This window comes from Candidatus Acidiferrales bacterium, from assembly GCA_035515795.1.
In the GTDB taxonomy this organism is placed as follows: domain Bacteria; phylum Bacteroidota; class Ignavibacteria; order Kryptoniales; family JAKASW01; genus JAKASW01.
In genome coordinates this window covers 172,491-187,587 of the sequence record DATJAY010000002.1, presented here as the reverse complement: position 1 = coordinate 187,587, position 15,097 = coordinate 172,491, and the positions used below count along the sequence as shown (strand labels likewise).

Genomic DNA, 15,097 nt, shown 5'->3' with positions numbered 1-15,097 from the left:
GGTTCTGGATACCAGCTTACGCTGCCATGACAATTATTATCTCGTCCGGAACATTCGAACCGGGCCAGTACCCATTCCTGAATTGCATTGACTTTCTGGCTTTCATCTTCATGACGGAAATTTCATAAGGAAGGCGACTTCCCTCCACTATTCCGTTCCAGTTCCCTTCTTCTCCACAAATAGTAAATAACAGGATATACTGCAAGCTCGAGAAGAACGCTGGTGACAACTCCGCCGACCATCGGTGCTGCAATCCGCTTCATTACATCTGCACCGGAACCTGTGCTCCACATTATCGGGATTAGACCGGCCAGAATTGCGGACGCCGTCATCATCTTGGGCCGCACTCTCCTGACCGCACCTTCATAGATTGCTTCTTTGAGATTCTCCAATGTCAGCGACTTCCCTGCAGCCTTGAGTTTGTCGAATGCAATATCGAGATAAAGAAGCATGACGACGCCCGTTTCGGCATCGAGTCCGGCGAGCGCAATCATCCCGACGGCAACCGCGACACTTATGTTGTAGCCAAGCAGATAAAGAAACCAGATCGCTCCCACCAGCGAGAATGGCACAGCAAGCATGACGATCAACGTCTTCGTCATTGACCTGGTGTTCAAATAAATTATGAGGAAAATAAGCACGAGCGTGGCAGGAATAATATACATCATGGTTCTTGCGGCTTCCTGCATGAATTCGAACTGGCCGCTCCATGTCACGAAGTAGCCGTCTGGAAGGTTGAGGTTCTCGGAAAGATATTGCTTCGCCTCGCTTACATATCCGCCGATGTCCGAAGTATTGGCATCAATGAAGACATAAATTGTCGGCACGACTCCCTCGGTCCTGACAAACATCGGCCCCTGGTGGATGGATAGGTCAGCGACTTCTCCAAGAGGAATCTGCCCGCCGGACGAGGTCGGTATCAAAACACGCTTCAGCTCTTCCGGATTATCACGCATCTCGAGCGCATACCTCACCGTAATCGGATATCGCTCAACGCCGGAAACGATTTGTCCGATTGGCATTCCACCGACCGCGCCCTGCAGCACATCCTCAATATCCTGCACTGTGACTCCGTACCGCGCAGCCTCATCGCGGTTGACGGCGAAGTCGATATAGTTGCCGTTCCCGACCCGCTCTGCGAACGCGCTTAAAGTCTCAGGCAGTTGTTTGAGCAAGGCTTCTATTTTTCCTCCGATGAACTGGAGAGAATCCAGGTTGGGGCCCGAAACCTTGATGCCAATCTGGCTCTTGATGCCGGTGCTGGTCATATCAACCCGGTTCTTTATCGGCATCGTCCAGACATTTGAAAGGCCCGGTACCTGAAGGGCATCGTCGAGAACAGTCTTGAGTTTTTCGGGCGTCATCCCTTTTGGCCATTCAGATTCGGGTTTAAGATTCACCGTCGTCTCAAACATGTCGAAGCCCGCAGGATCGAGCGCAGTGTTGGCTCTGCCGGCCTTGCCGAATACGTTCTCGACCTCCGGGAATTGTTTGATGATCTTATCAGTCATCTCAAGAGTCTGTCTTGCCTGAGTGACGGAAACCCCCGGAAATGCAGACGGCATGTAAAGAAGAGTTCCTTCCCAAAGCGGCGGCATGAATTCCGATCCCAATCTCATGTAAGGATAGACAGTGATCGCGAGGATCAGGACCACCGCGATAAGGACATACTTGCGGTATTTCAACACGAAATCGAGTAAAGGAGAATAAAGTTTTATCAGGATCCGGTTGATTGGATTCTTCTCCTCGCGTGGAATTTTTCCTCGAATGAAGTATCCCATGAGGATCGGGACAGCAGTAACACCGAGCAAAGCAGCAGCAGCGATGGAGTAAGTTTTCGTGAATGCGAGCGGCTTGAACAATCTTCCCGATTGATCTGTCAGAGCAAAGACCGGGACGAACGAGACGGTGATCACGAGAAGCGAATAGAAAAGTGAAGGCCCTACTTCCTTCGATGATTCGGCAATCAGCTTCCATCGGTCGCTCGTTCCGTCATCCGCTTCAATGTGCTTATGAGCGTTTTCAATCATGATTATCGCCGAATCAACCATGGCACCAATCGCGACCGCAATCCCTGCCAGCGACATAATGTTAGCGTTTATCCCTTGCCATCTCATGACGATAAATGCCATGAGTATCGCGGTGGGAAGTGTCAGGATTGCCACAAACCCGCTTCTTAAATGGAACAGGAAAAGGAGGCAAACAAGTGCGACGATAATTGATTCCTCAATGAGCTTGCTCTGCAAATTATTGATCGCGCGGGTAATCAATACGGAGCGATCATAAACAGTAACTATCTGCACGTCGGGCGGCAAACCTTGCTTGAGCTCATTAAGTTTTTCTTTCACACCGTTTATCACCCGCAGCGCATTCTGCCCGTATCTCATTTCGACGATTCCGCCGACGACATCTCCTTCACCATTCAGATCGGCAACTCCTCGACGGGCGGCAGCGACAATGTTCACGTCGGCGACGTCGCCGAGAAGGATGGGAGTACCGGTGGAGAAACCGGAGACGGGAGGCTCGGGACCGGGGGTCGGACTCTGCGATGAAGACTCCCCGCTGGACATTCCGGAGCCCATCGGCTCGTCGGACGTTTGAAGCCGACTCGATGTTTTAGTGCCGACCGAAAAAGACTTATCTCCAGATGACATACCAAGCGGAATCTTCTTCATATCGTCGACAGACTTTATGTATCCAAGTCCTCTTATCATCAGCTCGTAACCAGCCTGATCGACGATCTCGCCGCCAACATCGTTGTTGCTCTGCTTGATCGCGCTCATCACCTGCATAGGTGAAATATGGTACGCAAGAAGCTTTCTCGGATCCAGCGTCGCCCTCCATTCCTTCACAAAACCACCAACGCTCGCGACTTCCGAAACGCCCGGAACAGTTGACAAACCGTACTTCAAATAGAAATCCTGAATCGACCTCAGATCTGCAAGACTTCTCTTATCCGATCTCAGAGCGTACTCATAAACCCAGCCGACGGGAGTTGCATCCGGACCGAGAGTTGGCGTAACGCCTTGTGGCAGACGGTTCGCAGCGTAATTCAAATATTCGAGAACGCGGCTTCGCGCCCAATAAAGGTCGGTGCCATCGTCGAAAACTATATAGACAAGTGAAAAACCGAAATAAGAATATCCTCTTACCGCCTTGGCGTGCGGAAGCGAAATCAACGAAGACGTAAGCGGGTATGTCACTTGATCCTGGACTACTGTAGGAGACTGACCGGGATACTCCGTGTAAACGATCACTTGAACATCGCTCAAGTCCGGAATCGCATCTACAGGGCTTGAGGTGAGAGAATAGAATCCGGCCGCGATTACAAAGAGAAAAAGGATAATGACTATGAAGCGATTCTTTATCGACCATTCAATTATACTCGCAAGCATTTCAGTTCTCCTGTCCCGTTGTGTCGATTTTTCCCCGGAGAGATGTGGTCGGAGTTTTAATTGGATCTTTCTTTCCGCCCATGTTCATCCCAGGTACATTCATATCCATTCCATCCAGAGAATTCTTTTTCGGAGTCACTATCTTTTTCTTCGGCACCGCTTTCTTTTGCGGAACATTCATCTTCATGCCGGGTATATTCTCAATCCCCTGACTCTGCGTGTGCCACGTTCCTTGTTCCGTTCCACCATTTCCCGCATTCATTCCGGACGTGCTAGCCATCAACGACGCACCAGCATTTTTGAGATTGGCGTCGGAATCGATGAGGAATTGTCCGGATGTTACGATTGTCTCTCCCGTTTCAAGCCCACCGGTAATCTCATAGTATCCATCAGCATAGACTCCCAACTTCACATCCCGTATTTCGAATCTGCCTTTGCCGAGTGCGACCGCGACGACTTGTCTGAGCCCGGTGTTAATAACCGCTTGAGCCGGTACCGCAAGTCCGTTATAGCTGATCGGCGAATGAATTGCAACGTTTACATATTGTCCAACCTTCATCATCATTCGGGGATTGCTGAGAGAAATTCTCGCTGTGACACTTCTGGCGGTCGGATCTACCTCAGGATAAATAAAATCAACTCTACCTTCATAAGATTGGGAATTATCGTACTCAATTGCAGCTGGAGATCCCGATTTCAAGAAAGGCATGTCGATCTTGAAAACATCTGCCAGTATCCATACACGATGCAGGTTCGCGACTCTGAACAGAGTTTGCCCCGCGGAGATTTTCTGTCCTTCAAAAACATCTTTCTCGAGAATTACTCCGTCGCTTGGTGAGTGGATTACCACCTTCTCGATTACCCTTCCGGTTGATTGAAGTTCATCAATCTGTTTGTCGCTCATGCCGAAGAAAGCAAGACGTTCGCGTGCGCTTATGACAAGATTGTTTGACTGTGCAACACTGTTTCCGCCAGCTGTGCCGCCGGTCGAGCTTGCTTCAGCAAAATTAACGGACTGGAGAAACTCCTGTTCGGCGGCTATGAGGTCGGGGCTGTAGATTACTGCCATCGGCTGCCCCTTGTCTACGTTCATCCCGGTGTAGTCAAAATATAATTGTTCGATCCAGCCGCTCACGCGCGTGTTGATGTCGCTCATTTCTTTCTCGTCCGGTGCCACGACACCGTACGCGTTGATTGTACGCGTCAACTTGCGATACTCCGCTGGTGCCGTCACGACGCCGATGTTCTGTACCATGGCAGGGTCGACTTTGATAATGTTGGGATTGCCCCGAGGAGATCCATTCAAAGACTCATCTTCATCCGCGTATTTCGGCACGAGATCCATGTCCATCATCGGCGATTTGCCCGCGTGATCAAAATGCGTAGTTGGGCTCATCGGGTCGTACCAGTACAGAACTTTCCTTTCGCCTTTGCCCGATGTAATCACCGTTGAATCGCCTTTCGCATTTTTGTTTTTCGATGTGCTGCCGCACCCCGCCGCGATTAATCCTATCAACGGAACCAGGATAAATAATAAAGTCGTATTTCTCATTTGTCTCTTTCCGGGTTTCAAAATTTCATCTGTCTGATTTCTGCGAATTGTGCCGTCCCGATTAGAACCCGGCATGCTGTTCATGGCTCTGACTTCCCGCATTTTGTCCCTCTTCATTTTCCTCCCCCGTATTTTTCAATATCTTCTCCGATGAGCTTCGATATATCAGCCGAAGCCGAAAAATAAGCTGCTTCTATTTTCACCAGCTCAATTTTTGTATTTATCAAAGCTGTCAGATTATCGACCACCATCGCAAATGTTGTCCTCCCGACTGAATATGCCGACAACGATGAATTGTATGTCGCTTCGTATTGTGGAATCAACTCTCTGGCGTAAAGTGGCATCAATTGTAGTTGAGCCTGTGCATCTGCATATGCCGAACGAAGTTGAGCCGATAATTCAACTTCCACCGAGCTGTATTCTGACTCCGCAGCCTGTTTCATGAAATCCGCTTCGTCGATCATTTTCTCCTGCCTTGCGCCGTAAAAGATCGGGATTCTAAACCCTACTTCGAAGTTCATCATGTTCAGCGCCTTCGTTCCATCGGGCATCGATGCACCACGATAGCCATAAGAAAAGCCGACATCAAAGTCAGGCACAGCATCCTTTCTTGCAAATGCTGCGCCTGCGTTGGCGGCAGATTCCGAGTTGCGCATCTGACTCAGCTCAGGATTTTTCGCATCAAGCCGCACTTTGAGACTGGCGGGCGGTTGAAGAGACGGAAGTATTAGAGTGTCCACCTGTATCTCATACGGGGTACTTTGACCAAGAAGTGCTCCAAGCTGTGCATAAGAATCACTCAACATCGAATTCATATTTATGATATCCGATCGGGCCATCGTCACCTCGGCGGTCGCACGGAACACATCCTGCTGGGGAACTTGTCCGGTGGCGAAAAGCTGCTCAGCAACTCTGACTACACTTCCGAGAAGAGTCCGCTTATACTCCACGTATCGAATCGATGCTTGGAGGCGATATATATCGCCATACACCTTCCTGAGACTCGACATGACTTCGAGAGTCGTGCTCGCAGACCTGTTTAACGAAGCTTCATAGCCGTATTTTTGAGCATCACCCGCAGCACTCAATTTCCCGAACCACGGGAACATTTGCATTAACGTGAACTGCGGAAACATCGTCATCTCATCCGAGTTCAGCTTAAAATTTGACGGTACGTTTTCCGCCATAATCGTCAGTTGAGGATCCTGGAGTGTTCCGGCTGGACTTACACGCGCCTCGGCGGCGCTAGACTCGTAACGCGCCATCCGGATCCTGAAATTATTCCTCAAGGCAATTGTCACCAGGCTATCCAACTGCGTTTGTCCGACAGCAGTTGCCCCAGCGATTGAAACAATCGCGGCGACAAATTGAAAATTTAGAAATGAGAACTTGAAGTTTGGCAAAGACATACTTCACCTTTTAGTTAAAAGTTAGTGAATTACTAAAGGCGAGCCGATCTCTATCACGCCTGTGATGATCGGCTTCCCGAACGTCATGTTCGGGAAAATGTCTTAGATGCGGAGATTACCGCTTGAGGTGGGTATATCTAAAGGAGGAGGATCGGTTGAAGTGAAAGGCTTATGATTAAAGGGAAAAAGTTGATTACCGAACGACTCCGAAACATGGCCGAGCATTATAGATTGAGCAAAATGCTGGACCAGCTTCTGCGAACTCGTAAAACTATCCACGACCGATTTCTCTTGCAGACGAGCTTGCATACAATTCGACTTCAGACTCTGTTCGGCTGAAACCTGTTGCACGCCGCACTCAGCGCAAGAATTCTCATTTGAGTTATCCATCATCATTACATTAGAAGTGGAACTCACTGGTGCGCGATTCATCGTGCAGAAGTACCATGCATAAGCGTACTGAACCTGACCCACAAGGAAAGTCAGCAACACAATGATATTCAGATATTTGAGTCTTTCTGGCATTCGATATCAAATCATTTAACGAAACTCATGCCAAATAGTTCCACAAATATGATGCCGCACGACTTTGTGAAGATTAGGACGGAATTTCCGAAACATAATCATTGATTTAAAGACTCGTCCTCAATTTCGACTGAGAAATCGCGCCGATCTGTGCGGCACAATGCCTCGGCCTTCTGCAGCTCAAGGTGGAACAATAGGATTGATGATATCGTTCTTAGAGTAAATCACTACTATGGTAAAAAAAATCCACTTAGCACTTTTAGCGGCGTTCCTATTATCAGCAGGGAAGATTTTTGCCGGTCCGCCTTTCCGCACAGACGACCCGGTGCCTGTTCCATATCTGCACGGTGAACTGTACCTTTTTTCAACGGGGACTCTTGACGCAAGAGGAACGTCAGGGATTGGGCCGGCAGTTGAATTCAACTATGGCGTTTTCCCCAATATTCAATTTCATCTGGTGCTCCCTCTTTCATTCAATGCACCGAAAGGGACTGCAGCACAATTGGGATACGGCGATACTGAGCTTGGGGTAAAATTTAGATTCGTCGATCAAGGTGAAATCATACCGGATGTCGCGACCTTTCCAATTCTGGAACTCCCAACGGGAAGCGCATCAAGAGGCCTCGGCAACGGCAAAGCCCAGCTTTACCTTCCGCTGTGGCTGCAAAAGGACATCGGCAATTGGACAATATATGGCGGCGCAGGATACTGGATTAACCCGGGAAATGGAAACAGGAATTGGGATTTCTCAGGCATTCTTGTTCAGTACAACTTTTCCGATGACTTCTTTCTCGGCGCAGAACTGTTTCATCAAACGCCGTCGTCGGTTTACGTTTCGGATAATACAGGACTCCATATTGGAGGAGGAATTCCGTTAGTTAGGAATACTCAGGTCCTCTGGTCCTGCGATGCGGGCAACGGCATCGCTGCCTACAAACATTTCTCATATTACATCGGCCTATACCATACATTCTAGAATTATACGATCCCGCATTGTTTATAAGAGCCGGCAAGACTAATTTTTCCTAAGGAGAAAATTTCGTGAAAATAGGAATTACCTGTTACCCGACTTACGGCGGAAGCGGGGTAGTAGCCACCGAGCTCGGGAAAGCGCTCGCTTTGAGAGGACATCAAATCCATTTCATTAGCTATTCGCTGCCCGCACGGCTCGACAATTTCGTCGGGGACGTGTTTTATCATGAAGTCGAAATGTCCCAGTATCCATTGTTCGACTTCCCGCTTTATACCGACTCCCTCGCGAGCAAGATGGTCGATGTTGCGAAGTATCACGACCTCGATATTCTGCACGTTCACTATGCAATCCCGCACGCCACAAGCGCGTTCATCGCAAAACAAATTCTGGCACCTACAAAAGACATAAAGGTAATCACCACGCTTCATGGTACAGATGTTACTCTCGTCGGACTCGAGCCGAGTTTTCTCCCGCTCGTAAAGTTTTCGATAGAACAAAGTGATTACGTCACCTCGGTCTCGAGATTCCTCCAGATGAAAACAAATACGATGTACAACATCGAAAAAGAAATCCAAGTCATTCCTAACTTTGTCGATACGGAAAAATTTCAGCGAAAAAAAGATTGCCAATTCAAACCGCGGATCGCCCAGGGCGGGGAAAAAATAATCGTCCACGTCTCAAATTTCAGGGCCGTGAAACGAGTTCCGGATGTGATCAGAATTTTCGACATCATAAGGAAAACGATACCGAGCAAGCTTGTTCTTGTCGGCGACGGGCCCGATAGATCGGAATCCGAGCACCTTGCGCGGGAATTAGGTATCTTCGAAGACGTCAAGTTTCTCGGAAAGCAAATACTCCTCTCCGAAATTCTTTCATCATCGGACTTGATGCTGATGCCAAGTCAATCTGAAAGCTTCGGCCTTTCTGCCCTTGAGGCGATGTCGTGCAGCGTACCGGTCGTGTCGTCCAGCACCGGGGGTTTGCCGGAATTGATTACTCACGGCGAGACGGGATATATCGCCGAGCTTGGTGACGTTCAGAGGATGGCAAAGTATGCGATCGAGCTGTTGAGTGACGACAGGAAATGGGAATTATTCAGTCAGAACTCAAGGAAACGGGCTGTGGAAAAGTTCAATGTCAATTCAATTGTACCACTGTACGAAAAGCTATACGAAGAAGCTCTCAGTCAGACCGGTGTCAGCGTAAAATAAATCCATTCCGGAGTTGTCCCATCGTAAAAAAGCCACAACTCTAAGCACAATTTCCCGGACATAGATAAAGTTCCGACGTCGACTCGCCATGATCTTCCCTGCTTCGGATACTTGAATTTCGGATTTGGAATTTGGGATTTCAGAAGCTTATCTGGTAAAACAATCGGAGCATGTCCGTCGTCTCACGTTGTCCCAAAACGCGGTTGTTGACAGCGACATTTCTCGAAGCTTCAAGATATATCATGTTGCTGAACAGAAGAGTGAGCGGATAATTAAAACTGAATCCAGTGCTGGCAATATCCGTCGTGATTACAGGTGTTTGAACTTTGAGAGTCGCCGGACCTATTTTTGAAGTAATCTGCACATTCGGATCCGTGAAACTGGAATTGGGATTATATTGCAGCGCGACACTTTGTATGAAGTCGAATTGCTTGCCAAGAAAGTTCGTTAATAGCCCCGACAGATAAGACGATCCAAAACTTCCTATTGCCCCGGCCCCATATTGCGACCATAAGATGTTAGCCTCACCTTGTTTCTGTGGATCGGTTAACTCGTTCTCGAAATGATCGGTGAGTATAAAAGACACTGCATTTGTCTGTTGGTCATATGGATAAGGAACATTGTCGACAGTCATAGATATGTTGACGTTAGGCTGATTAAACGTCCCGGTAATTTTTAACTGCACAACTACATTCTGAGGTTTTCCAGTCCCCGTTTCGGAAGTATCAATCCCCTGATAAATTCCGGTTACGTCGAGGATGGGATTCAGTGGATCTCCCGTAAACCTGAGTTTCCCGCTCGCAGAAAATTGCTTGTTGTAAAAGTTATAACTGGATCCCGGCAAGATATTGACGTCACCGGTAAGGTCCATACCACCGGAAAGATTTGATAGGTGCAGCTTGCCGCCCAAGATTGCGTCCAATTCTTCGTTTGTTGCCGGATTAAAAATCATTCTAAAATTTACGTTGTCCTTGGTCTCAACATTCAAATCGTATCTCAAGCTGTCGATGAAACTTCCCGACGCGACTTCTTTTTCATATGATTCCGGCTTTTGAGAAATCATCAACGTGTTTTCTGAATCTGAAGGAAACCGGTAGATAACATTCTCAACCTGGGTACTTTGCTTGTTTTGCAGCGGAAGAAGCGTCAGTGATGTATTCTGCACGATTCCGGAACCTTCAAGAAACGGTCTCGATAAACTCCCTTTCAGCTTGAGCCCCTGTTCTTCCGATCCGGCGATTGCCGTACCGTATATCCCCTGATCGCTCTTTCTGGAGGTCGAGTTCAGAACTAACAGCGATCCATTCAGATCGATATCAAATTCTGCAATGGTGTTATTTCTTATCTCGAGTGATCCGCCGGCGATCATCTTGGTGCTGGATTGTCGGGTCGAATTCTCAATCACAACAGGATTAAGTACAAGTTTGTTTCCTTGCCCGTCAATCGTTCCGTCAAAATGATTGGTAATCTGATTTACAGCAAGTCTGACCTTTCCGTCTGAGATTTTCAACGCGCCCTTGAACTCAGGCAAGGAATATTTCCCGGAAACGGTCATTTCGCCAGATGCCATTCCTTCCAGATCATCGACTCCAGACAAGAGTGGACCGAGGAACGAGACATTCAATGAATCGGCATCGACCTTCAACTGCATCCCTCGCGATGAACTATCGGAAAATGGAACAGTTCCGTCCACACGTAATGCGTACCACGATGAGTCGTCCGGCTTAGACAATTTCGCCGACATTTCAAGATAGTCACCGAATATTTTGAGAGTCCCATTCACAAGTTTCGATTTCGATCCGTTGTAATCGATATTTTCTCCGTTGAAACCGATAGATACCGTCGTTCCTGACGGAGACCCGGAAAGATTGGCGTCCCCGTTGACTTCACCTTTAAGTTTTAGCGAGTTCGTATCCAGGTGTCCAATTTTCTGTAGTGCCGCTAGTGCAATATTATCAAAATCAAACCTGAGATCCGGGCCATTCAAGAGCGAATATTTTCCTTCCACTGATATTCTCGAATCTGGTTCGGATGAGTTCCCGTCAACCTCCGCAAGAAAAGTCGCAGGAGAAATCACAAATAGCTCGGGAAAATATGTAATATGGACCGGTGCGCGGCTCGTAAGCGAAGCACCGTAGAGTTTGCCCATGAGCGTATTTGCAGCTAAATCAATCGAGTCACCGCGCATATTCCCCGAAGCGTCCACATAGAATTCTCCGAGGGAATCCACTTCACCAAATGCCAAGATAGAAAGCGAATCTTTTTCTGGATCGGGCGACGAGATATAACCGACCTTCAAGATCTTCGCCGAGATGTGAGTCCGGTTGATATCCAACGCACGGAAGTTCGTGTTCAGGGACCAGCTGCCCGAATTCCACACAGACAAATTGTTGTCGCCGTTCAAATTGAATTCGGCATTCAATCGAGAGGTACGGATTTGGAGGGAATCTTTCGAATAGCCGAAAGTGTCCGCATCGACCGATGCGTTGAAAGAGATTCCTTTTTCACTCGATGAAATATTAATCTGACCTTCAGGGTTTCCGAAAATCTTTGAAATGCCTAGCAGCTTTCCGATGAAACGTGCATTCTTCACTCTAATGTCAATCGACGCGCTCAGACCCGCGATATCGATCGAGTCCTTTTGCGATGCGCTCTCCTTGCCGGTTACTTTGCAGTCAAAGCTATCCGCCAGCATGGAGAACAACTTCGACATTTGTGACGGGAGTTTGTCCAGCATGAAACTTCCGTTGACGCTCACGTCTGCAAAAGGCGACTTCAAACTCAGGTTTTTATCTGCCTCCCTGGTATCAGCGATAAGGGTGAAAGTCGAGCTGTCGATCGGTTCCCCTCCCAGGGTAGAACGATCCAGCACAATTGAAAGCCTGCTGTCCAGTGAATCGACATTAAATCCGCTTCCTGATAACGTAAGATGTCCTGTCGATACTCCGTTCAGGGAAGGGACATGAATAAATGAGGATATATCCAATCCGCTGAAGAGAATATCGGATTGGTATGCCTTTGAACGGATGGCAACCGATGCTCTTCCATCGATATTGCCTTCCGATGTCAAAAATTTCAGGCCAAAATGCAGACTGTCTGAAACAGACGCAATATTGACCGTGCCGTGCCGTATCGATGCTTGGTCTATCGTCGATGAATCTATTTGAACTACAATTCCACCTTCAGGAAATGAGCCTCTGGAATTCTTCAAAGTGAAACTCGCTTCCCCATTGAATGTCGAATTCAAACCATTACTGTTGAGTATCTCGCCGAGGTGCACGTTGCTAAATTTAAATTCACCGTTGTATAATCCGCCGTGAGAATCAGCACCACCGATAAACTCGGTTTCGCCGCTTCTCAACTGGACGTTAACTCTGAGATTGTTCGGCATCCCTTCGGCAACGGCATTTATCAGCAATGGCTTGAGCCGGCTAATACCCGGTATCCCCGCAGGATTTAACAAAGCAGACAATTCTGCTGAGTTAACCGACGCTCCATGGGACTCGACACGCATCGCAATAGAAGAATCGGTCAGATTGTAAAAAGTTGCAGATAACGGAACGAACGAACTATCGGTTCTGATATCGAGGTGTTTGATATATAGAGTATCCAAATCCCCGCTCGCATAACAATTCACACCCACTTTTGAAACTGGATAAATGGGAAGATCAAAAAATTTCTCGACCTGCTTTATATCGATGCCTTTAGCTTCCAGACTTGCCGTGAGGTGTTTTTGCCGAAAGGTTGTTATATCAATTGCGTCTAGGATGTTCTGACCAGTCAGAGTAAAATCACCTTCGACATTTGCTGCATCGGATTTTAGCTTGAGGCTGGAAACTTCCGTTCCGACGCTTGAGGCAAAGAAGTCAAATTTCAAGGAACCGATTTTCAAACCTGCAGGCTCTACATAGAATGAAACATCTTTAATGCTCGCCGTCAAATTGCCGTTCGATATGTTCCCCGATCCGATGACGTCGATATTCTTCAACTCAAAATCATACGGAACAAAACGGTGGGTCGACTCGGTTGGACGAACAGAACTGATTTTGGTGGAATCAAAATAAGTAAATTCCCCTCCATGAATATCAAGGTTCCTCAAAACAATAAGCCAATCGAATTTCCCACCGGGTTTGGTTGAGGCCTTCGAAATATGATCAACATTGAACGTTCCATCCTTGTATCGAGTGAGATAAAACCGCGGATTGAAGAGATCACATTGAAGAACGTCGAATGTCTTGGCAATGATAGACAGTGGAAGGTGAGAGATCTTGATCGTGTCAATCAGGGCGATCGGCTTGTCGTCGTACATCAATGCGGCGCCGTCTATCTGAAAGGAACCGAGTATGCTGCCGTGAATTTTCCCTAAATAGAGCCGCGCATTGGTCTGATTGTCCACGATGGTCGTGAGCAGGTCCCCGACCTCATCATTGAAGAAACGAGTGTATGATAAAATAAGAATTACGAACGGAAAGAAGATCAGGGCGGTAAAAATTGGGATAAGAAATCTTTTGCGCATGGCTGACGCCACTATTGCATGACTTCGAGAATCTTTTTTATGATGTTGGTCGTCGATCTGCCGTCGACAAATTCAATAGTGATGACTTTTCCCCCCCGGCCCTCTACTACATCACGTCCGACCACGTCGCCAATTTTCCAATCGGCTCCCTTTACGAGAAAATCCGGCTGGACCAATTTTATAGTTTCATAAGGCGTGTCTTCATCGAAAATGCAGACATAGTCAACGCTCTTCAAGTTAGAAACCACATAAGCGCGGTCCGATTCAGGAACGATCGGTCGCTTGTCTCCCTTGATTCTTCTAACACTCGCGTCGGAGTTTATCCCGACGACCAGGATGTCGCCTAGCTTCCTCGCCTTGTTCAAATATTCCACGTGTCCTCGATGAACAATATCAAAGACGCCATTCGTAAAAACGATCTTCTTCCCGTCGTTTTGAAGATTTCTAATCATTCCCGATAGTTCTTCGCGTGAGAAGATACCTGTCATCCGACTTCTCCTGAGGCGACGCTTTCGGCTATGGATCTTGAGTCTCCTGCAACTTCGGCAAACAATTTTTCCTTGTCAACCGGAACGATACCGACCTCACTGCACACAATTCCGCCGGCATGATTGGCTATTGCGACGGCTTCAGAGATCGTCGCACCCGAAATGAGAGCCACGGTAAAAGTGGAGATCACGGTGTCACCGGCTCCCGAAACATCGGCCACTTCTCTCGCCTTCGTCGGAAAATGGGCATAACTTCCGTCTTTAGAAAATAACGTCATCCCTTTTTCTCCGCGAGTCAGGAGAATGCTCTTACAATCGAGACGATTCATCAGTTCCTTGGACGCCGTTACCGCCTGCTCGTCCGATGCGATAGTCACCCTAAGTGCATTTTCCGCTTCCTTCCTGTTGGGCTTGAAGACGGTAACGTGTTTATATTCAAAAAAATTATTCTGCTTTGGATCGACGCTCACTATTTTGTCATTCTCTTTAGCAAACCTGATGACTTCCGACAATAATTCCCCGGTCAGGATTCCTTTGTTATAATCCTCAAGAATAATTGCATCGATATCTTTTCTCAAAGACCGCATGACTTCCAGAATGTGGTCTGCAATTTTCCGATCTATGTCTCTTCTGACTTCATGGTCCATTCTGACCACGTGCTGATTGTGGGCTATGACGCGTGTTTTCACGGTGGTCGGCCTGTCGTCAACTTTAATGATTCCTTCTCTTGTCATTTGCATCTCAGCAACGATATGCGAGATTCTCTCTCCCGCCTCATCATCTCCGACGATTCCAAACAGAATAGGTTCTGCTCCCAGCGATTTGATATTGTTCGCTACGTTCGCCGCTCCGCCAAGGCGGGCAGACTCGCTCTCGACTTCCAGCACGGGCACCGGAGCCTCGGGCGATATCCTTGATACACTTCCCCAAATGTATTTGTCCAGCATTAAATCGCCGACTACCGCAATTCGCTGACCGTTAAAATTGTCAAAAAGGTCCTTCAGCCTTTTGATTTCAAAGCCTCTCAA

General features: G+C 47.7%; 9 protein-coding genes. 2 read left to right on the top strand and 7 right to left on the bottom strand.

The features are described 5' to 3' along the window. Window positions 1-122 precede the first annotated feature (122 nt). The 4 genes from VLX91_01035 to VLX91_01020 all read right to left on the bottom strand — a co-directional run bounded on the left by VLX91_01035 (window position 123) and on the right by VLX91_01020 (window position 6,881). Window positions 123-3,395 (bottom strand): CusA/CzcA family heavy metal efflux RND transporter, encoded by a 3,273-nt coding sequence (locus tag VLX91_01035; GenBank protein HUI28768.1) that lies wholly within the window; start codon window positions 3,393-3,395, stop codon window positions 123-125. Window position 3,396: 1 nt separating this feature from the next. After that, window positions 3,397-5,064 (bottom strand): efflux RND transporter periplasmic adaptor subunit, encoded by a 1,668-nt coding sequence (locus VLX91_01030; protein ID HUI28767.1) that lies wholly within the window; start codon window positions 5,062-5,064, stop codon window positions 3,397-3,399. Next, entirely contained in the window at window positions 5,061-6,356 is a 1,296-nt protein-coding gene (locus VLX91_01025; protein HUI28766.1) for a TolC family protein, read from the bottom strand. The genes VLX91_01030 and VLX91_01025 overlap by 4 nt, the downstream gene beginning before the upstream one ends. A gap of 102 nt (window positions 6,357-6,458) precedes the next feature. Then, window positions 6,459-6,881, bottom strand: a complete 423-nt coding sequence (locus VLX91_01020; GenBank protein HUI28765.1) for a hypothetical protein — start codon at window positions 6,879-6,881, stop codon at window positions 6,459-6,461. Between the two features lie 232 nt (window positions 6,882-7,113). Here VLX91_01020 and VLX91_01015 point away from each other — a divergent pair, with 232 nt between their 5' ends. Together VLX91_01015 and bshA are read left to right on the top strand one after the other, a co-directional pair. Further along, window positions 7,114-7,857, top strand: a complete 744-nt coding sequence (locus VLX91_01015) for a hypothetical protein (protein HUI28764.1) — start codon at window positions 7,114-7,116, stop codon at window positions 7,855-7,857. A 65-nt stretch (window positions 7,858-7,922) separates the two neighbouring features. Continuing rightward, the gene (gene bshA, locus VLX91_01010) at window positions 7,923-9,065 is read left to right on the top strand and encodes an N-acetyl-alpha-D-glucosaminyl L-malate synthase BshA (GenBank protein ID HUI28763.1); all 1,143 of its coding nucleotides are present in this window, start codon (window positions 7,923-7,925) and stop codon (window positions 9,063-9,065) included. A gap of 139 nt (window positions 9,066-9,204) precedes the next feature. On the opposite strand, the gene VLX91_01005 is transcribed toward bshA, so the two are convergent. The 3 genes from VLX91_01005 to rfaE1 are packed head-to-tail and all read right to left on the bottom strand — an operon-like array spanning window position 9,205 to window position 15,097. Beyond that, window positions 9,205-13,581, bottom strand: coding sequence for a hypothetical protein (locus VLX91_01005; protein HUI28762.1), 4,377 nt, complete (start codon window positions 13,579-13,581; stop codon window positions 9,205-9,207). A gap of 11 nt (window positions 13,582-13,592) precedes the next feature. Further along, window positions 13,593-14,069: a D-glycero-beta-D-manno-heptose 1-phosphate adenylyltransferase gene (rfaE2, locus tag VLX91_01000; protein ID HUI28761.1), complete on the bottom strand. Its 477-nt coding sequence runs from the start codon at window positions 14,067-14,069 to the stop codon at window positions 13,593-13,595. Continuing rightward, complete coding sequence (gene rfaE1, locus VLX91_00995; GenBank protein ID HUI28760.1) at window positions 14,066-15,097, bottom strand: D-glycero-beta-D-manno-heptose-7-phosphate kinase; 1,032 nt, start codon at window positions 15,095-15,097, stop codon at window positions 14,066-14,068. Before rfaE1 ends, rfaE2 begins: the two co-directional genes overlap by 4 nt.

Excerpts from the sequence above, each read along its gene's own strand:
- VLX91_01030 (HUI28767.1), bottom strand. The coding sequence starts at position 5,064 with ATGAAGAGGGACAAAATGCGGGAAGTCAGAGCCATGAACAGCATGCCG.
- VLX91_01035 (HUI28768.1), bottom strand. The coding sequence starts at position 3,395 with ATGCTTGCGAGTATAATTGAATGGTCGATAAAGAATCGCTTCATAGTC.
- VLX91_01025 (HUI28766.1), bottom strand. The coding sequence starts at position 6,356 with ATGTCTTTGCCAAACTTCAAGTTCTCATTTCTAAATTTTCAATTTGTC.
- VLX91_01015 (HUI28764.1), top strand. The coding sequence starts at position 7,114 with ATGGTAAAAAAAATCCACTTAGCACTTTTAGCGGCGTTCCTATTATCA.
- VLX91_01005 (HUI28762.1), bottom strand. The coding sequence starts at position 13,581 with ATGCGCAAAAGATTTCTTATCCCAATTTTTACCGCCCTGATCTTCTTT.
- VLX91_01020 (HUI28765.1), bottom strand. The coding sequence starts at position 6,881 with ATGCCAGAAAGACTCAAATATCTGAATATCATTGTGTTGCTGACTTTC.
- rfaE2 (HUI28761.1), bottom strand. The coding sequence starts at position 14,069 with ATGACAGGTATCTTCTCACGCGAAGAACTATCGGGAATGATTAGAAAT.